Genomic DNA, 19938 nt, shown 5'->3' on the forward strand with positions numbered 1-19938 from the left:
CGCATGAAGTCTTCCATCCTGGCGCGCCCGTGTGTCGCTCATGCTGCTGTCGCTCTCCCTGGCCGGCCACGGCGCCACACCACCGGATGCACAGGCGCCGGACAAGGCCGGCGCATGCTGGCCGCCGTGCCGGAGGGCGTGCTGGGCTCGGAAACAAGCATCGCGCTGCTGGTGCGCGCCCTCCCGTTGTCGTAGGCACAATCGCGGCATGAGCGCCGTCCTGCCCGCCCCCGCCAGCTACGACCGGCGGCAGGTGGGCTGGCTGTCGCTGGCGCAGCTGGTCACCTGGGGCAGCGTCTTCTACACGTTCGCGCTGCTGATGGAGCCGCTGGAGCGCGAACTGGGGATGACGCGCGCGCAATCCTCGCTGGGCTTCAGCCTGGCGCTGCTGGCGGAAGGCTTGCTGGCCTACCCGATCGGCCGCTGGATCGACCGCGGCCACGAGCGCGCCGTGATGACGGCCGGCTCGCTGGCGGTGGCGGCAGGCCTGCTGCTGCATAGCGCGGTCCACAGCATCGCCGGGTTCTACGCGGCCTGGGCGCTGCTCGGTTCGGCGCTGGCAGCCACGCTCTACACGCCGGTGTTCGCGGTGGTGACGCGCCGCTATCCGCGCGATTTCCGCCGCGCGATCATCACGCTCACTTTCCTGGGCGGGCTGGCCAGCACGGTCTTCATTCCGCTGTCGGCGTGGCTGATCGCCTCGCTTGGCTGGCGGCACGCGCTGTGGGTGCTGGCCGCGCTGCACCTGCTGGTGTGCGCGCCGATCCACGCGCTGGCCTTGCGCAATGCGCCCGCCCCGCAGCCGGCCGCCGGCGCCGCCAGCTCGCCGGCCATGCACCTGGCGAGCGCGCCCTTCCTGCTGATCGGCGTGTTCGTCGTGCTGATGATGGCGGTGACGGCGGCGCTGCCGGCCCACATGGTGAGCCTGCTGCGCGAGAACGGCCTGGCCGAGGCCTGGGTGATCGCCATTCCCGCCAGCATCGGCGTGGTGCAGGTGCTGGGCCGGCTGCTGCTGTTCTTCTTCGAGCACCACTTCAACCTGCACCTGGCGAACCGGCTGATCCCCTGCCTGATCCCGCTGGGCCTGGCGGCGCTGCTGGCTGGCGCCGGCCATTCGCAGGCGGCGCTGCTGTTCGTGCTGCTGTACGGCCTGGGCAACGGCATGCTGACCATCGTCAAGGGAACGGCCATCGCGCAATACGTCAGCCGCGACCACGTGGCCGCGCTCAATGGCGCGCTCGGCCTGCCCACGGCGCTGGCGCGCGCTGTGGCGCCCTGGCTGCTGGGCGTGTTGTGGACGCGCGAAGCGGGCTATCGCAACGGCCTGGCCGTGCTGCTGGCCGCGAGCGTGCTGGCGGTCGTCGCATTGCTGCTGGCGCAGCGGCGGGCGCTGGCGCCGGCGCCGGCCTAGAGGTTCGGCGCCAGCAGCCGCTGCAGCAGCGCGACGTCGGCGCCGCGGCGGCGCGCCTGGTCCTGCACCTGGTCCTCGCCGATCTTGCCGACGCTGAAGTAGGTGCTCTCGGGATGGCTGAAGTAGAAGCCGCTGACGCTGGCGGCCGGCAGCATCGCCATGCTCTCGGTCAGCTCCATCCCGATGTCCTGCGCCTGCAGCAGGCGGAACATGTCGGCCTTGACGCTGTGGTCGGGGCAGGCCGGATAGCCGGGGGCGGGCCGGATGCCCTGGTACTTCTCGGCGATCTCGTCCTCGATCGACAGCTCCTCCCGCGGCGCGTAGCCCCACAGGTCCCTGCGCACGCGCTCGTGCAGCGCTTCGGCGAAGGCTTCGGCCAGCCGGTCGGCCAGCGCCTTGAGCATGATGGCGGAATAGTCGTCGTGGTCGTCCAGGAAGTACTTCTCCTTCTTGTCCACGCCCAGGCCGGCCGTGACGGCGAACACACCGATGTAGTCGTCCCGCACGCCGCGCGGGGCGATGAAGTCGGCCAGCGCGCGGCTGGGGCGCATCTTGCCGTCGACCGCGTCCTTGACCGTCTGCTGGCGCAGTCCGTACCAGGTCATCGCGAGGTCGCTGCGCGTCTCGTCGGTGTAGAGCGCGATGTCGTCGTCGTTGACGCTGTTGGCCGGCCAGAAGCCCAGCACCGCGTTGGCGGTGAGCCAGCGGCCCTCGATCAGGCGCTTGAGCATGCGCTGGCCGTCGGCGTAGACGCGCACGGCCTCGGTGCCGACCACTTCGTCCTTCAGGATCTTGGGAAAGGGCCCGGCCAGGTCCCAGGTCTGGAAGAACGGGCCCCAGTCGATCGACTTCGCCAGTTCGGCGAGGTCGAAGTTCTTGAACAGGCGGCGGCCGATGAACTTGGGTTTCGGCGGCGTGTAGGCGGACCAGTCGATCGGCGTCTTGTTGGCCCGCGCCTTCTCCAGCGGCCAGAGCGGCACCTGCTTCTTGTTGGCGTGCTGGAAGCGCACCTTGTCGTAGTCCGCATTGATCTCGGCGATGTACTTGCTGGCCTGGTCGGACAGCAGCGCCTGGGCGACGCCGACGCTGCGCGACGCGTCCGGCACGTAGACCACCGGGCCCTCGTAGTGCGGCGCGATCTTGACGGCGGTGTGGACCCGGCTGGTCGTGGCGCCGCCGATCAGCAGCGGGATCTTCCTGATGCGGAAGTGGTCGTCCTTCTGCATCTCGGCAGCGACGTACTGCATCTCCTCCAGCGAGGGCGTGATCAGGCCCGACAGGCCGACGATGTCCGCACCCTCCACCTTCGCGCGGGCCAGGATCTCGTGGCAGGGCACCATCACGCCCATGTTGACCACTTCGAAGTTGTTGCACTGGAGCACGACGGTGACGATGTTCTTGCCGATGTCGTGGACGTCGCCCTTGACGGTGGCGATGACGATCTTGCCCTTGGCCTTCACGTCCTCGCCGGCGGCGGCCTGCAGCTTCTTTTCTTCCTCGATGTAGGGAATCAGGTGGGCCACGGCCTGCTTCATCACGCGCGCCGACTTGACCACCTGCGGCAGGAACATCTTGCCCTGGCCGAACAGGTCGCCGACGATGTTCATGCCTGCCATCAGCGGGCCTTCGATCACGTGCAGCGGCCGCCCGCCCCTGGCCAGGACGGCCTGGTAGGCCTCCTCGGTGTCCTCGACGATGAAGTCGGTGATGCCGGAGACGAGCGCGTGCGACAGGCGCTGTTCCACCGTGCCGGCGCGCCATTCGTTCTTCTTCGATTCGTCCTTGGCGCCGCTCTTGGCGGTCTCGGCAATCTCCACCAGCCGCTCGCCGGCGTCGGGGCGGCGGTTCAGCACCACGTCCTCGACCCGCTCGCGCAGCTCCGGCTCCAGTTCGTCGTAGACGCCGACCATGCCGGCGTTGACGATGCCCATGTCCATGCCAGCCTGGATTGCGTGATACAGGAACACGGTGTGGATCGCTTCGCGCACCGGGTCGTTGCCGCGGAACGAGAAGCTCACGTTGGACACGCCGCCCGAGACCTTGGCGCCGGGCAGGTTGGCCTTGATCCAGCGGGTGGCGTTGATGAAGTCCACCGCGTAGTTGTTGTGCTCCTCGATGCCGGTGGCGATGGCGAAGATGTTGGGGTCGAAGATGATGTCCTCGGGCGGGAAGTCCACCTCGTCCACCAGGATGCGGTAGGCCCGTTCGCAGATCTCGACCTTGCGCTGGTAGGTGTCGGCCTGGCCCTTCTCGTCGAAGGCCATCACCACGGCGGCCGCGCCATAGCGCTTGACCAGGCCGGCCTGGCGCTTGAACTCCGCCACCCCCTCCTTCATCGAGATCGAGTTGACGATGCCCTTGCCCTGGATGCAGCGCAGGCCGGCCTCGATCACTTCCCACTTGGAGGAGTCCACCATGATCGGCACCCGCGCGATGTCGGGCTCGCTGGCGATCAGGTTGAGGAAGCGCACCATGGCCGCCTTGCTGTCCAGCATGGCTTCGTCCATGTTGATGTCGATCACCTGGGCGCCGTTTTCCACCTGCTGCCGGGCGACGGCCAGCGCTTCCTCGAACTGGCCGTTGAGGATCATGCGGGCGAAGGCCTTGGAGCCCGTCACATTGGTGCGCTCGCCGATGTTCACGAACAGGCTGCCCGCGGCGATGTTGACAGGCTCGAGGCCCGAGAGTTTCATGGAGGGAACTGGTACATCCGGCATGGGCTCACCTGGGTTTCGTCCGGCCGTGGCCGGGTTGACGACGAGGTGAGCGCGGTTGCATCCCCCAAGCCTGACGGGCCGGGCCTGGCGGCCGGTCGCTGCAGCGCTCCTTGGGTTGCCCCGATTTTAATGCAGCGGGGGACAATGGCGGCGTGAGCACTTTCCTGACCATCCTGCTGTATGTCCTGGCCGCCACCATCCTGCTGGCCTTCATCTACACCCTGAAGTCGCTGCGGCTGCAGAACCGGTTCAAGCGGCTCGGCCCGCTGCGCGGCCGCGGCCTCGACGAGATCGTCAAGTTCGCCGGCCAGCCGTCGCACCGCGGCCGGCTGGACACCCACCGCGAGGTGCTGGAGTGGCGGCGGGTGGGATTCCACGTCGCGCTGCTGTTCACCGACGGCGTTTGCGAGGGTGTGGAGAACGTGCCGGCGCCCTAGCCGGCGCCGTCTGGCACGGAAATACCGTCGATCAGGAAGAAGCTTCGATGCTGCTTCCCTGTTGACGGTATTTGAGCCGCGGCGAAAGGTCCCGATGCCGGGTCGATGCCCGGCATGACGCGTCAGGCCTGCATCCGCACCCGCCGCGCGACTTCCTCGTCGCGGGCGGCGTCAATCTCGCGCATCACGCCGCTGAGGTCCACGCTGCCCTGCTGCCGCTGGAAGCGGCCGGTGAGGACCGTGTCGGTATCGAGCAGGCCGGCCTGGTAGAGCTGCCACAGCTCCGGGCCGTACTGGGTGGCGAGCAGCTCGGGCGCGAACTGGCCGAAGAAATCGCGCAGGTTGGCGACGTCGCGCAGCAGCATGCGCGGCGCGTGGTTGTTGCCGGCGGCGTCGATCGCCTGCGGCAGGTCGATGATCACCGGGCCGTCGGCCGCCAGCAGGATGTTGAACTCCGACAGGTCGCCGTGGACCACGCCGGCGCACAGCATGCGCACCACTTCCTTGAGCAGCGACCCGTGGTGGGCCCGCGCCTCCTCCGGCGTGAAGCCCACGTCGTTGAGCCGCGGCGCGGCGTCGCCCAGGGCATCCGTCACCAGCTCCATCAGCAGCACGCCGTCCCAGAAGTTGTGCGGCTTGGGCACCCGCACCCCGGCCGCGGCCAGCCGGTACAGCGCGTCGACCTCGGCGCTCTGCCAGGCGGCCTCCGCCGCCTGCCGGCCGAACTTGGTGCCCTTGGCCATGGCGCGCGCCTGGCGCGAGTTCTTCACCTTGCGGTTCTCGGTGTAATCCACGGCCTGGCGGAAGCTGCGCTGCGTCGCCTCCTTGTAGATCTTGGCGCACAGCGTTTCCTCGCCGCGCCGCACCACGTACACCATCGCCTCCTTGCCGCTCATCAGCTGGCGGACCACGGTGTCGATCAGGCCTTCGTCGATCAGGGACTGCAGGCGCGGGGGTGCTTTCATCCCGCATTGTCCCCTGCCCGGCCTCGGCGCGCTTACAAGGGGAGATCGGCCTTTTTCAGCGTCCGCAGCACGAAGCTGGACTTGCTGTGGCGGATGCCCTTGATCTTGTAGAGCCGCTCGCGCAGCAGCCGCTCGTAGTCGCGCGTGTCCCGCACCGCCACCCGCAGCAGGTAGTCGTATTCGCCCGACACCAGGTAGGCCTCGATCACTTCCGGGATCGCCGCCAGCGTCTCGCCGAACTTCTCCAGCGTGTTGTCCGAATGGCTGTCCAGCGTCACCTGCACCAGCACCGTGTCGCCCAGGTCCAGCGCCTGGGCGTTGAGCCGTACGGTGTAGCCCTCGATCACGCCGGCCAGTTCCATCTTCCTGATCCGCTCCCAGCACGGCGAGGCGCTCAGGCCCACGGCCTGGCCGATCTGCTGCAGGCTGGCCCGGGCGTCGGCCTGCAGCACCTTGAGGATTTTTCGGTCAAATGCATCCATGCAGGCGGATTATCTGCCGGCCAGACCCTGGCAGAACGAAATTCTGTCAAAGACCGTCGGCAAGGAAAATCCGGCAAGACTTTCCGTGCCTCGCGGCCGATACTTTGGACATGAGGGAGGCGCTTACCGGCGCGCTCCGGATGACAAGGCGCCAGCGGGCTACCCGCCCGCTGGCCGGCCTGGCCAGCCAACCACGGCTGACCGAATGTCCATCGGCCGCAGAGGCCGCTTCGGTGATCAGGCTAAGCCGCTTCCTTGTAGAAGAAGTCGCGCTTGAGCGACCTGGCCGCCAGCGGCTGCACCGCCTCGCGGATCGCCCCGATGTGCTCGGGCGTGGTGCCGCAGCAGCCGCCCACCAGGTTCACCAGGCCTTCGGCCGCGAACTCGCGCAGCAGCCGCGAGGTGACCTCGGGCGTTTCGTCGAAGCCGGTCTCGCTCATCGGATTGGGCAGGCCGGCGTTCGGGTAGCAGCTGATGAAGGTGTCGCCGGCAACCCGGTGCAGCTCCTGGATATAGGGGCGCATCAGCGCAGCGCCCAGCGCGCAGTTCAGGCCGACGGCCAGCGGCTGCGCGTGGCGCACGCTGTACCAGAAGGCGGTGACGGTCTGGCCGCTGAGGATGCGGCCGGACGCATCGGTGACGGTGCCGCTGATGATCAGCGGCAGGCGCTGGCCGGACTTCTCGAAATACTCGTCGATCGCGAACAGCGCCGCCTTGGCGTTGAGCGTGTCGAAGATCGTTTCCACCAGCAGCAGGTCGCTGCCGCCTTCCACCAGCGCTTCCACCTGCTCGTAATACGACGCGCGCAGGGTCTCGAAGTCCACGTTGCGCGCGCCCGGGTCGTTGACGTCGGGGCTGATGCTGGCGGTCTTGGGCGTGGGGCCGAGCGCGCCGGCGACGAAGCGCGGCTTGTCCGGCGTGGAGAACTTGTCGGCGGCGGCGCGCGCGATCCTGGCCGATTCCAGGTTCATCTCCCGGGCCAGGAAACCGAGCTGGTAGTCGTCCTGCGCGATGCTGGTCGCGCCGAAGGTGTTGGTCTCGATGATGTCGGCGCCGGCCGCGAGATAGCCCTCGTGGATGTCGCGGATCACGTCCGGCCGGGTCAGGCTGAGCAGCTCGCCGTTGTTCTTCAGGTCCTTGGGATGGTCCTTGAAGCGTTCGCCGCGGAAATCCGCCTCGGTCAGCTTGAAGCGCTGGATCATGGTTCCCATCGCCCCGTCCAGGACCAGGATGCGCTTGGCCAGCAGCTCGGGCAGGGCTTTTCCGCGGGTGTATGTGATGGGTTTCATGGTGAGGCCATTTTAGTGACGCGGGCCCGCGCCGCGCCGTTCCGGGACAATAGGCCCATCTTGCTGACCTCCTCCCCCGCCCCCCAGACCATCCTGCACGAGATCTTCGGCTACGAGCAGTTCCGCGGCCCGCAGGCAGCCATCGTCGATCACGTGGTGGCGGGCGGCGACGCCCTGGTGCTGATGCCCACCGGCGGCGGCAAGTCGCTGTGCTACCAGATTCCCGCCATCGCCCGCCAGCGGGCCGGCCACGGCGTGGCCATCGTGGTGTCGCCGCTGATCGCGCTGATGCACGACCAGGTCGGCGCGCTGCACGAGGCCGGCGTGGAAGCCGACTTCCTCAATTCCACACTGACCGGGGAGCAGGCCAACGCCGTGGAAAAGCGCATGCTGCGCGGCGAGATCACGCTGCTGTACGCGGCGCCCGAGCGCGTCACCACGCCGCGCTTCCTCGCGCTGCTGGACCAGATGTACGAGCGCGGCCAGGTCAGCCTGTTCGCGATCGACGAGGCGCACTGCGTCAGCCAGTGGGGCCACGACTTCCGGCCGGAGTACCGCGCGCTCACCGTGCTGCACGAGCGCTATGGCACCGTGCCGCGGGTGGCGCTGACCGCCACCGCCGACGACATCACGCGTGCCGACATCGTCGAGCGGCTGCAGCTGCAGCAGGCGCGCCAGTTCATCAGCAGCTTCGACCGCCCCAACATCAGCTACACGATCGTCGAAAAGAAGGAAGCGACCGCGCAGCTGCTGCGCTTCATCGAGCGCGACCACGCCGGCGAGGCCGGCATCGTCTACTGCCAGTCGCGCAAGCGCGTGGAGGAGATCGCGCAGACGCTGAGCGGCCAGGGCATCACCGCCCTGCCGTACCACGCGGGGCTGGACCAGGAGGTGCGGCAGCGCAACCAGGACCGCTTCCTGCGCGAGGACGGCATCGTGATGGCGGCGACCATCGCCTTCGGCATGGGCATCGACAAGCCGGACGTGCGCTTCGTCGCCCACCTGGACATGCCCAAGAACATCGAGGGCTACTACCAGGAGACCGGCCGCGCCGGCCGCGACGGCCTGCCGGCGGCCGCGTGGATGGCCTACGGCCTGCAGGACGTGGTGAACCAGCGCCGCATGATCGACGAGAGCCCGGCCGGCGAGGAGTTCAAGCAGGTGATGCGCGGCAAGCTCGATGCGTTGCTGGCGCTGGCCGAGGCCACCGACTGCCGGCGGGTGCGGCTGCTGAAATACTTCGGCGAGACCTTGGTCGCCGCCGGGCCGCCCCAAGGCGACCACGGCCCCCTCGGGGGGCAGCGAGCACACGAAGTGGCGAGCGTGGGGGCCACATACTCGTGCGGCAACTGCGACAACTGCCTGACGCCGCCGCAGATCTGGGACGGCACCGACGCCGCGCGCAAGCTGCTCTCCACCGTCTACCGGGTCCAGCAGATGAGCGGCATCAGCTTCGGCGCCGCCCACATGATGGACATCCTGCGCGGCAAGGCCACCGAGAAGGTGACCCAGTTCGGCCACCAGAAGGTCACCACCTTCGGCCTGGGCGCGGAATTCAGCGAGGCGCAGCTGCGCGGGGTGCTGCGCCAGCTGATCGCCACCGGGGCGCTGGCCGTCGATGCGCAGGCCTTCAACACGCTGCAGCTGACCGAGGGGTCGCGCGGCGTGCTCAAGGGCGAGACCCAGGTGATGCTGCGCGAATCGGTGTCGATGCCGACGGAGCGCCGGCGCAGCACGCGCAGCGGCGGCCGCAGCGGCGCGCCCTCAGCGGCGGCGGCGGCGCTGACCTCGGATGCGCAGGTGCGGTTCGCGGCGCTCAAGGCCTGGCGCGCGGAGGTGGCGCGGGCCCACAACCTGCCGGCCTACGTGATCTTCCACGACGCCACGCTGGCGGCCATCGCGGCGCTGGCGCCCAGCACCCTGCGCGAGTTGCAGGGCGTCAGCGGCCTGGGCGCGAGCAAGCTCGAAAAATACGGCGAAGACGTGCTGCGCGTGGTCAGTGTGCAGTGAGCGCGCCGGGGCGCAGGAAGCGCCCGGTGCGTCCCGGCGACTTGCCCGACATCAGCGGCTCGCCGCGGCCGAACGGCTCGGACTGCAGCACGCCGGCCATCGTCGCGGCCGGGCAACTGCCCGTGCTGCGCAGGCTCAGTGCCGCAGCCAGCCGGCCCTCCGCCGGGTCGCCCAGCCCGTGGCCGAAGTCGTCGCCCACGGAGCAGGTCGGCGCGATGCCGTCGGCGTAGTCGCCGTCGCCCAGGTTGTTCACGCCCTTGAACTGGATCGCGAAGTAGGTGGTGCCGCAGTTGTCCTGGGGAATGAAGCCATACGGCTTGCCGCAGGTGGTGGTGCCGACCACGTTGACCTGGACGCCGACGCCGCGCAGCCCGTTGATGACGGACTCGCTGGCCGAGCAGGTGTCCGAGCCGGTCAGCACCGTCACCCGCGACAGTCCCAGCTGCGGCAGGGGCTGGCCGGCCGGCAGCGACAGCCCCAGGCTGGTGGACAGGAACGGCGTCACCGTGTCCGCGTCCGACAGGTTGAACGGGTTCTTGCGGTTGAACTGCAGGCGCTCGAACACCTTGTCCTTGGTGGCGGCGCCGCCGGCGACCATGTAGGCCAGCTCGCTGGCGACGGCCAGGATGCCGCCGCCGTTGTAGCGCATGTCCAGCACCAGGTCCTGCACGCCCGCGGCCTGGAACTGGTTGAACGCGCTGACCAGCAGCGCCTCGGAGGTGGCGACGTGGTCGTTGAACAGCAGGTAGCCGACCTTGCCGGTGGCGGTGTCCAGCGTTTCCACGTCCTGCACCGGAGTCTTGGTGATCTGGGCGGAGGTGAGCGTGACGGTGCGCAGCGTGCCGTCCAGGTCTTGCACCCGGAACGAGTGGGGTTGCCCGGCGGCGGAGGGAAAGAGCGCGGCGTTCAGCGCATCGACGCTGGTGCCGGTGACCACGTCGACGCCGTCGACGAACACGATGCGGGCGCCGCGGGCGATCCCTGCGGCTGCCGCCGGCGTGTTCGGTTCGGTATAGGCGACCCGCACCTCGCGCGGCGGCGTGGCCTTGACGATCGCCACCTCGAAGCCGTATCCGGCCTCGATGCCGGAATTGGTGAGCGCCTGCCAGGTGGCCGTGTCGTAGATGAAGTGGAACTGGTCCTTGGGCTTGCCCGAGGGCGTCAGCGCCGTGGTGCGCAGGTCCTTGAACAGGGCCTGCGGCGTCGCGTAGTTGATGGTGCGGACCGAGGACGGGATCTCGTCGTACCAGAGATAGGTTTCGTCGATCCAGGCCCGCACCCAGTTCTTCTCGTCGGTGTAGGTGCCCTGCCTGTCCGGGTAAGGCTGGCCGGTGGAAGGATCGGTGCCGGTGCGCGGCGCCGAGCAGAGATTGGCGGACAGCTGGGAGGCCTGGATGATGTCCGCGGGGGCCGCCGTCGTGCCGGTGCTGCCCTGGCCGGACGCCGACGGTTGCGTGTTCAGGCCGCTCGATCCGCCGCCTCCGCCGCAACCGGCCAGCAGCAGGGCCGTGAGGGCGCCAATCGCTGCGCCCCTGAGCAGAAAGCCGCCGCGCGCGCCGCATGGCGCTGCTCTGTTCCGGTCGCCGTACGCCATAGCACCTCGCCTGATGAACTGGTCACGGCGAGTATAGGGGTGGGGGCAGGCGCCGCGGTGCCGCCTGCGGCGCCGGCACAACACGTGGCACTTCGGGCTACTGCAAAAAGCCGATATTGCGCGCTTCCCGCACTTCGGGCTTGATGCGATGTTCCGCTTCCAGCTGGTCGAGGAATTCGGCGGCGCTGAATTCGGCGGCCAGGATGTCGACCTGGCGCTTGACCGCGGCGAAGTCGCCCGGACACAGCTGCTCCAGCCGCGCCAGCCGGGCGCCGACCTCCGGCGTCAGCAACGAGGCGTCGCCGGCCAGCGCCTCGGTGACGAACATCTTCTCGCGCTGCAGCGCGGTCAGCGGGCGGAACTTGATCTTGAAGGTGAAGCGGCGCAGCGCCGCCTGGTCGATGCGATCCAGCAGGTTGGTGGTGCACACGAAGATGCCGGCGAAGCGCTCCATGCCCTGCAGCATCTCGTTGACCTCGGTCACTTCGTAGGTGCGCTGGGCGCCGCGCCGGTCCTGCAGGAAGCTGTCCGCCTCATCGAGCAGCAGCACCGCCTTCTCGTTCTCGGCCTCGCGGAACATCGCGGCCATGTTCTGTTCGGTTTCGCCGACGAACTTGCTCATGAGGTCGCTGGCCTGCTTGACCAGCAGCGGCTTTTCCAGGTTCCTGGCAATGTGTTCGGCCAGCGCCGTCTTGCCGGTGCCCGGCGCGCCGTAGAAGCACAGCGTGCCGTGCCCGCGCGCCTTCAGCGCCTGGACGATGCGCGGCAGCTCGAACCGGCTCTCCACATTGAGCATCTCCAGGTCGTAGGTGGTGACGCTGCGGCGCGCGCGGCCGTCCTGCGGCTGGTTGCCCAGCGCCTGGTCGGAGTTCTTCAGCTGGCGCTCGATCAGGCTTTCCATGCCGGCCTGGCCCGAGCTGGCGAGGCCGGCGAAGCGCACCGCGGTGCGGATCTGCGCCGGCGTCAGGCCCTTGCGCTCGGTGAGCTTGGCGATGAAGGCGTCCGACACCGGCGCGCCTTCCAGCGTCTTGCGCACCAGCCCCTCGCGCGCGCCCGGCGGCGGCGACTTCAGTTCCAGGTGATAGGCGAAGCGACGCCGGAACGCCGGATCGATCTGCTCGATGCGGTTGGTGACCCAGATGGTGGGCACGGCATTCGACTCCAGGATCTGGTTGACCCAGGCCTTGCCGCTGACGCTGTTGCTGGCCGGCGCGACCACCTGCTCGGCCCGCGCCATCAACTGCGCCGCCTCGCTGGAGATCGGCGGGAACACGTCTTCCACTTCGTCGAACAGCAATGCCGCCTGGGCGCTGCCCTTGAGGAACACCTGGGCGATCTGCAGCGAGCGGTAGCGGTCGCGGCCGCTGAGCGAGTTGCCGTCGCGGTCCGCATATTCCACCTCGAACAGCTCCAGCCCGCTGGCCTGCGCCACCACCTTGGCCAGTTCGGTCTTGCCGGTGCCGGGCGGGCCGTACAGCAGCACGTTGACGCCCGGCTCCTTGCGCGCGACCGCGTTGCTCAGGAGCGAACAAAGCACCTGTGCGTCTTCTTCCACGAAGCTGAAGTCGCTCAGGCCCAGCCCGCTCTTGGCGCAGGGGCGCGTGAACACCGCCATCAGCTCGTTCTGGTCGCGGTATTCGCGCATCAGCACCGGCGGCAGCTTCTCGCTGACCTTCATCAGGTCGGCCAGGTCGGTGATGTTGTGCTCGGAGATCAGGTTCTCCACCAGGCCGATGCGCTCCAGGCGCGAGCCGGCCCGCAATGCCTCCCCGACCTCGGTGGCGTTGACGCCGGCGATCTCGGCGATCGCGGCATACGCCTCCGGCGCGTTGTTGACCTTGAACTCCACCAGGATGCTGCGCAGGTCACGCTGGTAGCGCGCCAGCGTGCCATACAGCAGCAGCGCGCGCTCGGCCTTGTTCAACTGCAGCAGGCCGGAGAGCGCGTCGATGTTCTTTTCCACCAGCGTGGAATGCTTCTTGAGCGCATGGGTGAGCCACTCGCCGGTGACGGCCAGCACCGACAGCAGGTCCTTGGGCTGGTCCTTGGCGTATTCGTCCAGATAGAAGAACAGCGTGCCCTCTTCGTAGGGCCCGCGCCAGACGCCGTGCCGCTCCAGGAATTCCTGCGTCTCCAGCTGTTCGTGGCCGCGCCAGAAATCGTTGTCCTTGCAGCGGCGGCCGAGGAACTCGCGCAGCCGGCCCAGCGCCGGCGTCGGCCACACCAGGTGGCGCCCGGCCAGCGACAGCAGGCCGTTGAGGTCACGCCGCACGTTGAACTTGCCGCCCTGCTTGGCGGCCAGCGTCAACACGAAATGCGAACACATCAGGTCCAGCACCGGCGCGTCTTTGAGTCCCGGTGAGGGGAGAACCTGCACATCGACCGACCGCTTGACCATCAAAGCCTCCAGCCCCGACAGGAGCCTGCTGACAATAACGCGCCCTGATGCTACATGGAAGACGCCGGCCGTGGGGCCTGCTCAACCATTGCTTTGCCTTTACCCCCCACAATGCCGGCATCATGATCGAGCTCGCCGACATCCGCCAGGCCCAGGGCCGCCTGCGCGGCCAGGTGCTGGAAACGCCCTGCGTCGAATCGCGCACGCTGTCGCGGATCACCGGCGCCCAGGTGTTCCTGAAGTTCGAGAACCTGCAGTTCACCGCCTCCTTCAAGGAGCGCGGCGCCTGCAACAAGCTGGTCCAGCTCACGCCCGAGGAACGCGCGCGCGGCGTGATCGCCATGAGCGCGGGCAACCACGCCCAGGGCGTGGCGTATCACGCGCAGCGGCTCGGGCTGCGGGCGGTGATCGTGATGCCGCGCTTCACGCCCAGCGTCAAGGTGGAGGGGACGCGCAGCTTCGGCGCCGAGATCGTGCTGCACGGCGATACTTTGGATGAAGCCCGCAGCCACGCGCTGCGCCTTGCGCAGGAGCAGAAGCTCACCTTCATCCACCCCTACGACGACCCGGACGTGGTGGCGGGCCAGGGAACGGTGGGGCTGGAGATGCTGGCCGCCGTTCCGGAGCTGGACACGCTGCTGGTGGCGATCGGCGGCGGCGGGCTGATCGCCGGCATCGCGGTGGCGGCCAAGGCGCTCAAGCCCTCGATCGAGGTGATCGGCGTGCAGACGCTGCGCTTCCCGAGCATGTTCAACGCCGTCAAGCACGAGCAGCTGCCGCAGGGCACCAGCACCATCGCCGAGGGCATCGCGGTCGGCCGGCCCGGCAAGCTGCCGCAGGCCATCATCGAACGGCTGGTCGACGACATCGTGCTGGTCGACGAGGGCGACATCGAGCAGGCGATCGTGATGCTGCTGGAAATCGAGAAGACGCTGGTGGAGGGCGCCGGCGCCGCCGGCCTGGCGGCGATGCTCAAGGCGCCGGAGCGCTTTCGCGGCCGCAAGGTGGGGCTGGTGCTGGGCGGGGGCAACATCGATCCGCTGCTGCTGGCCGCCATCATCGAGCGCGGCATGGTGCGGGCCGGACGGCTGGCCCGGATCCGGGTCAGTGCGCGCGACGTGCCCGGTTCGCTGGCGAAGATCACCGCCACGGTGGCCGAGGCCGGCGGCAACATCGACGAGGTCCACCACCAGCGCGCCTTCACCACGCTGGCGGCGCAGAACGTGGAAATCGAACTGGTGCTGCAGACCCGCGGCCGCGACCACATCGCCGCCGTGCTCGACGCGCTGCACGACGCCGGCTTCACCGCCGAGGAACAGAAGTGACCGGCCGCGGCCGGCCGGGCCCTGCCGTTGGGATGGCGCCGGCCGGCGGCTAAAATTGCGGACTACCCGAATCCGCCAGGAACCAAATGTCCAACCCCGCACCCCGCCAGACCCAAGGCGAAGAACAAGTCCCCCACGACCCGGTCGAGAACATCATCCATGCGATCCCGATCGTGCTGCCGCTGGTGGGCGGCGTGTTGATGTTCCTGCTGGCCTTCATTGCCGTCTACATGGCCTGAGGCGGGGCCCACGGGCCGGCGCCTTCCTTCCCTTGCGATCCGCCCATGCCCCGGGATGGCTGCCGGCTCGAGGCCGGCTTGCATAACCCTATGCAAGTTTTGCATGACTTAGGGCGATCCCTGCGGCCAAGATACGGCCGGCGTTCATAAAATTGTCATCCCAGCCGACCCGCGGACCGTGAAGCACCCTTCACACCCTGCTGTTGCCCATCCCGCGACGCCGCCCGCCGACTGAGACGCGAAGCCGTTTTTTCAAAGGCTGCTCTCAGGCATCGCCCCGCGAGCTCCTTTGAAAAGACGTTTTTTCATACTCAGGAGCTTTTCATGAACTCACCGGTGATGCAGGGGCTGAATCTCAACGCGCCAGCCCATGTGAAGAACGCCAGGCTGATCGCCTGGGTGGCCGACATGGTGGCGCTGTGCAAGCCGGACCAGGTCTACTGGTGCGACGGCAGCGACGAGGAATACGACCGGCTGGCGCAGCAGTTGGTGGACGCGGGCACTTTCATCAAGCTCGATCCGGTCAAGCGGCCGCATTCGTTCCTGTCGCGCTCCGACCCGTCCGACGTGGCGCGGGTGGAAGACCGCACCTTCATCTGCTCGCAGAAGAAGGAAGACGCCGGCCCGACCAACAACTGGACCGATCCGGCCGAGATGCGCCGGACGCTGCAGCCCCTGTTCGACGGCTGCATGCGCGGACGGACCATGTACGTGGTGCCGTTCTCGATGGGCCCGCTGGGCTCGCACATCTCCCACATCGGCATCGAGCTGTCCGACAGCGCCTATGTGGTCGTCAACCAGAAGCTCATGACCCGCATGGGCAAGGCCGTGTACGACGTGCTGGGCGTCGACGGCGACTTCGTGCCCTGCGTCCACACCGTCGGCGCGCCGCTGGAGCCGGGCCAGCAGGACGTGGTCTGGCCCTGCAACAAGACCAAGTACATCGTCCACTATCCCGAGACCCGCGAGATCTGGTCGTACGGCTCCGGCTACGGCGGCAATGCGCTGCTGGGCAAGAAGTGCTTCGCGCTGCGCATCGCGTCGACGATGGGCCGCGACCAGGGCTGGCTGGCCGAGCACATGCTGATCCTGGGCGTGACCACGCCGGAGAACAGGAAGTACCACGTCGCCGCCGCCTTCCCGTCGGCCTGCGGCAAGACCAATTTCGCCATGCTGGTCCCGCCCAAGGGCCTGGCCGGCTGGCATGTGACCACCATCGGCGACGACATCGCCTGGATCAAGCCCCATGCGGACGGCCGCATGTATGCGATCAACCCCGAGGCGGGTTACTTCGGTGTGGCGCCCGGCACCAACACCGACACCAACCCCAACTGCATGGCCAGCCTGGGCCGGGACGTGATCTTCACCAACGTCGCCCTCACCGACGACGGCGACGTGTGGTGGGAAGGCATGGGCCCGGCGCCGAAGCACGCCATCGACTGGCAGGGCAAGGACTGGACGCCGGAGATCGCCAAGGACACCGGCGCCAAGGCCGCCCATCCCAACTCGCGCTTCACCGTGGCCGCCACCAACAATCCGGCGCTGGATCCGGCCTGGGACGATCCCGAGGGCGTGCCGATCGACGCGTTCATTTTCGGCGGCCGCCGCTCCACCACCGTGCCGCTGGTGACCGAGGCCCGCGACTGGGTCGAAGGCGTCTACATGGCCGCAACCATGGGCTCGGAGACGACGGCCGCGATCGTCGGCCAGGTCGGCGTCGTGCGGCGCGATCCGTTCGCGATGCTGCCGTTCACCGGCTACAACATGTCCGACTATTTCCAGCACTGGCTGGACCTGGGCGCGAAGCTGGCCGCCTCCGGCGCCAAGCTGCCGAAGATCTACACCACCAACTGGTTCCGCAAGGGCGAGGACGGAAAGTTCGTCTGGCCGGGTTACGGCGAGAACATGCGCGTGCTCAAGTGGATGATCGACCGCATCGAAGGCAAGGCGAAGGGCGTCCAGCACGCCTTCGGCCTGGTGCCGGCCTATGACGAAGTGACCTGGAACGGCCTGGCCTTCACGCCGGCGCAGTTTGACGCGGCGACCGGCATCGACGTCGCGGCCTGGCGCAGGGAGATGGACCTGCACAGCGAGCTGTTCAAGCAACTCGCCTACCACCTGCCGCGCGAGCTGACCGAGACCAAGGCCCGGATCGAGCAGCGGCTGGCCGCCTGACGGCCGGCCGCGCCGGGGCTTGGCCCCGGCCGTCGCAGGCTCAGGGCGTGGTCTTCTTTTCGCCGTGCTTTTGCGGCCCGGTCGGGGAGTTGGCGGACCGGCCGGCGTTCTGCTTGGCGGCGGCCTCGGATGCCTGGCCCTTGGAGTGGGTGTTCTTGGTCGAACTCGTCTTGCCGCCCTTGGAGTCTTTGGTCGATTGAGGCATTGCGCTGTCCTTGAGGAATGAAAGAAGCACAACCTTAAGAGCCGCAGTGCCGGCGCCGTGTGGGCAGCGGAGCGAGTTGCTGTAGGACGCCGGCCCCAAAGAAAAAGCCACCCCGCAGGATGGCTTTTTTGTGCGCGGACGGGTCAGCGGTTCAGCCGGCGGCGCTTCTCGGCGCGGCCCCGGGCCACCCGGTAAGACCACTCGTCCAGCGCCGCCAGCAAGCGCCGCGGCAGCAGCCGCAGCAGTTGCGGCAACAGCCGCTGCTGCGCCAGCTTCACAGGCCGCGGCCCCACTCGTAGCGGGAAGCAGCCGCGGTTGCGGTCGGCGCCGGCGTCACCGTCGGCCGGCCCAGCACGTCGCTGGCGGCTTCGTGGCTCATCGCGCGGCTGATGTCGGCCATCACGCGGGCGTCGCTCAGCGCCACTTGCCACAGTGCTTCGTCCTGCGCGGCGGCCCGGCGGGCAGTGGCCCAGCCACGGGCGGAAGCGCGCGTCTGGTTGACGGCGGCGCGGACCGGGCCGGCGGCCAGGGCCAGGCCGGCGAAGCCGATGGTCCACAGGGCGATCCAGGCCACCAGCAGGTGCCCTTCGGTCCAGGTGTCGATCACCTGGTTGGCGGCGACGAGCAGCGCCGACACAATGGCGGCCAGCAGCAGGCTGGCGGTGCCGCGGGCGCTCATCGCGTGGCGGACGCCCTTGGTGATCGACTCGACGGCGTGATCGGCGCGCGCGATGCCCGGGTGCTCACTGGGCTGGGCGACATGGACAAAGCTGGTCATGGGGAATCCTTCTCTAGCGCTCGGGACGGAATTGCCTTTGCGTGGACCGAATCTTAGGGTTTTCACTGATATATGGCAAATTTAGATTGGTGATGGCTATCATTCACCAATCGTATGAAATACCCCAATTTCCGGACGCTCGACCTGAACCTGCTGCGGGTGTTCGACCAGGTGATGGCCGAGCGCAACCTGACCCGCGCCGCCCGCAACCTGTCCATGACCCAGCCGGCGGTGAGCAACGCGCTGGCCAGGCTGCGCGAGGCGGTGGGCGACCAGCTGGTCAGCCGCAGCGGCTACGGCGTCGAGCCGACGCCGCGGGCGCTGGTGTTGTGGCCGGCGGTGGCGGACGCGCTGCGCCAGCTCGAATCGTCGTTCGCCCCCGGCGACTTCACGGCGGCGGAGGCCAAGCACACCTTCGTGCTGGCGATGGCCGACGCCACCGCCAGCACGCTGATGCCGGGCCTGGTCAAGATCATCGAGCGCGACGCACCGGGCGTGTCGATGCGGGTGGTGCCGCTGGTCACCCGCGATCCCCGGCGCCTGCTCGATGAAGGCCAGGTGGACCTGGCCGTCGGCTATTTCCCTGCGGTGCTGGCCGACCTGACGGCGCAGGCGCAATCCGGCGGCATGGCGGCGTTCGACCACCAGCGGCTCTATGACGGCGTCTACGTGTGCGTGATGCGCCAGGGCCACCCGCTCAGCCGCGGCAAGCTGACGCTGGACCGCTACTGCGCGGCCCGGCACCTGCTGGTGAGCTTTTCCGGCCGGCCGTTCGGCTTCGTCGACGAGGCGCTGGCCTCGCGCGGCCGGGAGCGCCGGGTGGTGCTGACGGTCAACCAGTTCTTCACCGCCGGCCGCGTGGTGTCCGAGTCGGACCTGCTGACCGTGCTGCCAAGGCATTTCGTGAAAGTGACCGGCATGGCCAGCGAGCTGACGCTGCGCGAGCTGCCGTTCGACGTGCCGCCGGTGCACGTCGACTCGCTCTGGCACCGGCGCCAGGCCCAGCGCAGCGACCACGCATGGCTGCGGCTGGCGGTGCTGGCCGCCGCCCGGGAGGCATTCGGCGAACGCGCAGGTCGGTCAGAATCGGCGGGGTGAAACTCCAGCTGATCTCCGACCTGCATCTCGAAGTCCATCCGCAACTGCAGGTCGGCCCGGCGCCGCAGGCCGACCTGCTGGTGCTGGCCGGCGACATCGGCTCCTACCAGGCCGGCTCGCTGCTGGCCGAAGACGACTTCGGCCTGGGCCGCTTCGCGCCGGCCCGGGGCTGGCCGGTGCCGGTGCTGTACGTGCCGGGCAACCACGAATACGACAACCTCGATTTCGACGAGACCCACGCGCGGCTGCGCGAGACCTGCGACCGCCTGGGCATCGCCTGGCTGGAGCGCGAGACGCTGGTGATCGACGGCGTGCGTTTCATCGGCACCACCCTGTGGTCCGATTTCGATGCCCTGTCGCCACCGGATGCCGACCTGACCCAGGTGCTGCGCGCCCGGGCCAAGGCCTTCCGGGCCGCCAACTTCTACCTGCAGAAGACCGGCGCCATGCGCGGCGGCCAGCCCTGGCTGGCCGAAGGCTGGCGCGAGCAGGCACTGGTGTGCCAGCAATGGCTCAGGCAGGCCCTGGCCGAACCCTTTGACGGCAGCACGGTCGCCGTGACCCACTTCGCGCCCAGCCTGCGCAGCGCCGATCCGCGCTACGGCCTGACGCCCGGCACCGCGGGCTTCTGCAATGCGCTGGACGAGCTGCTGCCGCAGGCGCAGCTGTGGATCCATGGCCATCTGCACTGCCAGCAGGACTATCTGGAAGGCGGCTGCCGGGTGGTCGCCAACACGCTGGGCTATGCCGCCAAGGGGGAGCAGGAGGGCTTCCGCCCGCAGTGGCTGCTGGACGTCCCGGCGCCGGCCGGCTGA

General features: G+C 68.6%; 17 protein-coding genes and 1 riboswitch. Of the genes, 8 read left to right on the forward strand and 9 right to left on the reverse strand.

Annotated features, from left to right (window positions below; translation table 11 throughout):
- The first annotated feature begins 208 nt into the window (after positions 1–208).
- Positions 209–1411, forward strand: a complete 1203-nt coding sequence (locus ACFPOE_RS03100) for an MFS transporter (protein WP_376848526.1) — start codon at positions 209–211, stop codon at positions 1409–1411.
- Here the strand turns inward: ACFPOE_RS03100 and metH are convergent.
- On the reverse strand, positions 1408–4128 hold the full coding sequence (gene metH / locus ACFPOE_RS03105) for a methionine synthase (RefSeq protein ID WP_376848527.1): 2721 nt from the start codon (positions 4126–4128) through the stop codon (positions 1408–1410). The genes ACFPOE_RS03100 and metH overlap by 4 nt on opposite strands.
- A 40-nt stretch (positions 4129–4168) precedes the next feature.
- Positions 4169–4246: riboswitch (S-adenosyl-L-homocysteine riboswitch) on the reverse strand.
- A 34-nt stretch (positions 4247–4280) separates the two neighbouring features.
- Between metH and ACFPOE_RS03110 the strand changes: the two genes are divergently transcribed.
- Positions 4281–4565, forward strand: coding sequence for a hypothetical protein (locus ACFPOE_RS03110; protein WP_376848528.1), 285 nt, complete (start codon positions 4281–4283; stop codon positions 4563–4565).
- A 122-nt stretch (positions 4566–4687) separates the two neighbouring features.
- On the opposite strand, the gene ACFPOE_RS03115 is transcribed toward ACFPOE_RS03110, so the two are convergent.
- The 3 genes from ACFPOE_RS03115 to ACFPOE_RS03125 all read right to left on the reverse strand — a co-directional run bounded on the left by ACFPOE_RS03115 (position 4688) and on the right by ACFPOE_RS03125 (position 7301).
- Positions 4688–5530, reverse strand: coding sequence for a PA4780 family RIO1-like protein kinase (locus ACFPOE_RS03115; RefSeq protein WP_376848529.1), 843 nt, complete (start codon positions 5528–5530; stop codon positions 4688–4690).
- 32 nt (positions 5531–5562) lie between these two features.
- Positions 5563–6012, reverse strand: a complete 450-nt coding sequence (locus ACFPOE_RS03120) for an Lrp/AsnC family transcriptional regulator (protein WP_376848530.1) — start codon at positions 6010–6012, stop codon at positions 5563–5565.
- A gap of 242 nt (positions 6013–6254) precedes the next feature.
- Positions 6255–7301 (reverse strand): homocysteine S-methyltransferase family protein, encoded by a 1047-nt coding sequence (locus ACFPOE_RS03125; RefSeq protein ID WP_376848531.1) that lies wholly within the window; start codon positions 7299–7301, stop codon positions 6255–6257.
- Between the two features lie 60 nt (positions 7302–7361).
- Here ACFPOE_RS03125 and ACFPOE_RS03130 point away from each other — a divergent pair, with 60 nt between their 5' ends.
- Positions 7362–9311, forward strand: coding sequence for a RecQ family ATP-dependent DNA helicase (locus tag ACFPOE_RS03130; protein ID WP_376848532.1), 1950 nt, complete (start codon positions 7362–7364; stop codon positions 9309–9311).
- Here the strand turns inward: ACFPOE_RS03130 and ACFPOE_RS03135 are convergent.
- Both ACFPOE_RS03135 and ACFPOE_RS03140 read right to left on the reverse strand, forming a co-directional pair.
- Positions 9298–10905, reverse strand: coding sequence for a S41 family peptidase (locus tag ACFPOE_RS03135; protein WP_376848533.1), 1608 nt, complete (start codon positions 10903–10905; stop codon positions 9298–9300). The genes ACFPOE_RS03130 and ACFPOE_RS03135 overlap by 14 nt on opposite strands.
- Positions 10906–11002: 97 nt before the next feature.
- Positions 11003–13303, reverse strand: coding sequence for an ATP-binding protein (locus tag ACFPOE_RS03140; RefSeq protein ID WP_376848534.1), 2301 nt, complete (start codon positions 13301–13303; stop codon positions 11003–11005).
- 122 nt (positions 13304–13425) lie between these two features.
- On the opposite strand from ACFPOE_RS03140, the gene ACFPOE_RS03145 reads away from it, so the two are divergent.
- The 3 genes from ACFPOE_RS03145 to ACFPOE_RS03155 all read left to right on the forward strand — a co-directional run bounded on the left by ACFPOE_RS03145 (position 13426) and on the right by ACFPOE_RS03155 (position 17042).
- A complete protein-coding gene (locus tag ACFPOE_RS03145; RefSeq protein WP_376848535.1) occupies positions 13426–14628 on the forward strand; it encodes a threonine ammonia-lyase in 1203 nt (400 codons plus the stop codon).
- Between the two features lie 86 nt (positions 14629–14714).
- Positions 14715–14867, forward strand: a complete 153-nt coding sequence (locus tag ACFPOE_RS03150; protein WP_376848536.1) for a hypothetical protein — start codon at positions 14715–14717, stop codon at positions 14865–14867.
- Between the two features lie 324 nt (positions 14868–15191).
- Complete coding sequence (locus ACFPOE_RS03155; RefSeq protein WP_376848537.1) at positions 15192–17042, forward strand: phosphoenolpyruvate carboxykinase (GTP); 1851 nt, start codon at positions 15192–15194, stop codon at positions 17040–17042.
- Between the two features lie 40 nt (positions 17043–17082).
- Here ACFPOE_RS03155 and ACFPOE_RS03160 read toward each other — a convergent pair whose 3' ends face one another.
- From ACFPOE_RS03160 to ACFPOE_RS03170, 3 genes are all read right to left on the reverse strand, one after another.
- Positions 17083–17247, reverse strand: a complete 165-nt coding sequence (locus ACFPOE_RS03160; protein WP_376848538.1) for a hypothetical protein — start codon at positions 17245–17247, stop codon at positions 17083–17085.
- 143 nt (positions 17248–17390) lie between these two features.
- Positions 17391–17525 (reverse strand): hypothetical protein, encoded by a 135-nt coding sequence (locus ACFPOE_RS03165; protein ID WP_376848539.1) that lies wholly within the window; start codon positions 17523–17525, stop codon positions 17391–17393.
- Complete coding sequence (locus ACFPOE_RS03170; protein ID WP_376848540.1) at positions 17522–18025, reverse strand: hypothetical protein; 504 nt, start codon at positions 18023–18025, stop codon at positions 17522–17524. The genes ACFPOE_RS03165 and ACFPOE_RS03170 overlap by 4 nt, the downstream gene beginning before the upstream one ends.
- Positions 18026–18139: 114 nt before the next feature.
- Between ACFPOE_RS03170 and ACFPOE_RS03175 the strand changes: the two genes are divergently transcribed.
- A complete protein-coding gene (locus tag ACFPOE_RS03175) occupies positions 18140–19123 on the forward strand; it encodes a LysR family transcriptional regulator (protein ID WP_376848541.1) in 984 nt (327 codons plus the stop codon).
- Complete coding sequence (locus ACFPOE_RS03180; RefSeq protein ID WP_376848542.1) at positions 19120–19938, forward strand: metallophosphoesterase; 819 nt, start codon at positions 19120–19122, stop codon at positions 19936–19938. Before ACFPOE_RS03175 ends, ACFPOE_RS03180 begins: the two co-directional genes overlap by 4 nt.

Source organism: Caenimonas terrae (assembly GCF_042655405.1).
Classification (GTDB): domain Bacteria; phylum Pseudomonadota; class Gammaproteobacteria; order Burkholderiales; family Burkholderiaceae_C; genus Ramlibacter; species Ramlibacter terrae_A.

What these genes read in the sequence shown, in the direction of transcription:
- ACFPOE_RS03100 (WP_376848526.1), top strand. Translation starts at nt 209, where the DNA reads ATGAGCGCCGTCCTGCCCGCCCCCGCCAGCTACGACCGGCGGCAGGTG.
- metH (WP_376848527.1), bottom strand. Translation starts at nt 4,128, where the DNA reads ATGCCGGATGTACCAGTTCCCTCCATGAAACTCTCGGGCCTCGAGCCT.
- ACFPOE_RS03115 (WP_376848529.1), bottom strand. Translation starts at nt 5,530, where the DNA reads ATGAAAGCACCCCCGCGCCTGCAGTCCCTGATCGACGAAGGCCTGATC.
- ACFPOE_RS03120 (WP_376848530.1), bottom strand. Translation starts at nt 6,012, where the DNA reads ATGGATGCATTTGACCGAAAAATCCTCAAGGTGCTGCAGGCCGACGCC.
- ACFPOE_RS03125 (WP_376848531.1), bottom strand. Translation starts at nt 7,301, where the DNA reads ATGAAACCCATCACATACACCCGCGGAAAAGCCCTGCCCGAGCTGCTG.
- ACFPOE_RS03135 (WP_376848533.1), bottom strand. Translation starts at nt 10,905, where the DNA reads ATGGCGTACGGCGACCGGAACAGAGCAGCGCCATGCGGCGCGCGCGGC.
- ACFPOE_RS03140 (WP_376848534.1), bottom strand. Translation starts at nt 13,303, where the DNA reads ATGGTCAAGCGGTCGGTCGATGTGCAGGTTCTCCCCTCACCGGGACTC.
- ACFPOE_RS03145 (WP_376848535.1), top strand. Translation starts at nt 13,426, where the DNA reads ATGATCGAGCTCGCCGACATCCGCCAGGCCCAGGGCCGCCTGCGCGGC.
- ACFPOE_RS03150 (WP_376848536.1), top strand. Translation starts at nt 14,715, where the DNA reads ATGTCCAACCCCGCACCCCGCCAGACCCAAGGCGAAGAACAAGTCCCC.
- ACFPOE_RS03155 (WP_376848537.1), top strand. Translation starts at nt 15,192, where the DNA reads ATGAACTCACCGGTGATGCAGGGGCTGAATCTCAACGCGCCAGCCCAT.
- ACFPOE_RS03160 (WP_376848538.1), bottom strand. Translation starts at nt 17,247, where the DNA reads ATGCCTCAATCGACCAAAGACTCCAAGGGCGGCAAGACGAGTTCGACC.
- ACFPOE_RS03170 (WP_376848540.1), bottom strand. Translation starts at nt 18,025, where the DNA reads ATGACCAGCTTTGTCCATGTCGCCCAGCCCAGTGAGCACCCGGGCATC.
- ACFPOE_RS03175 (WP_376848541.1), top strand. Translation starts at nt 18,140, where the DNA reads ATGAAATACCCCAATTTCCGGACGCTCGACCTGAACCTGCTGCGGGTG.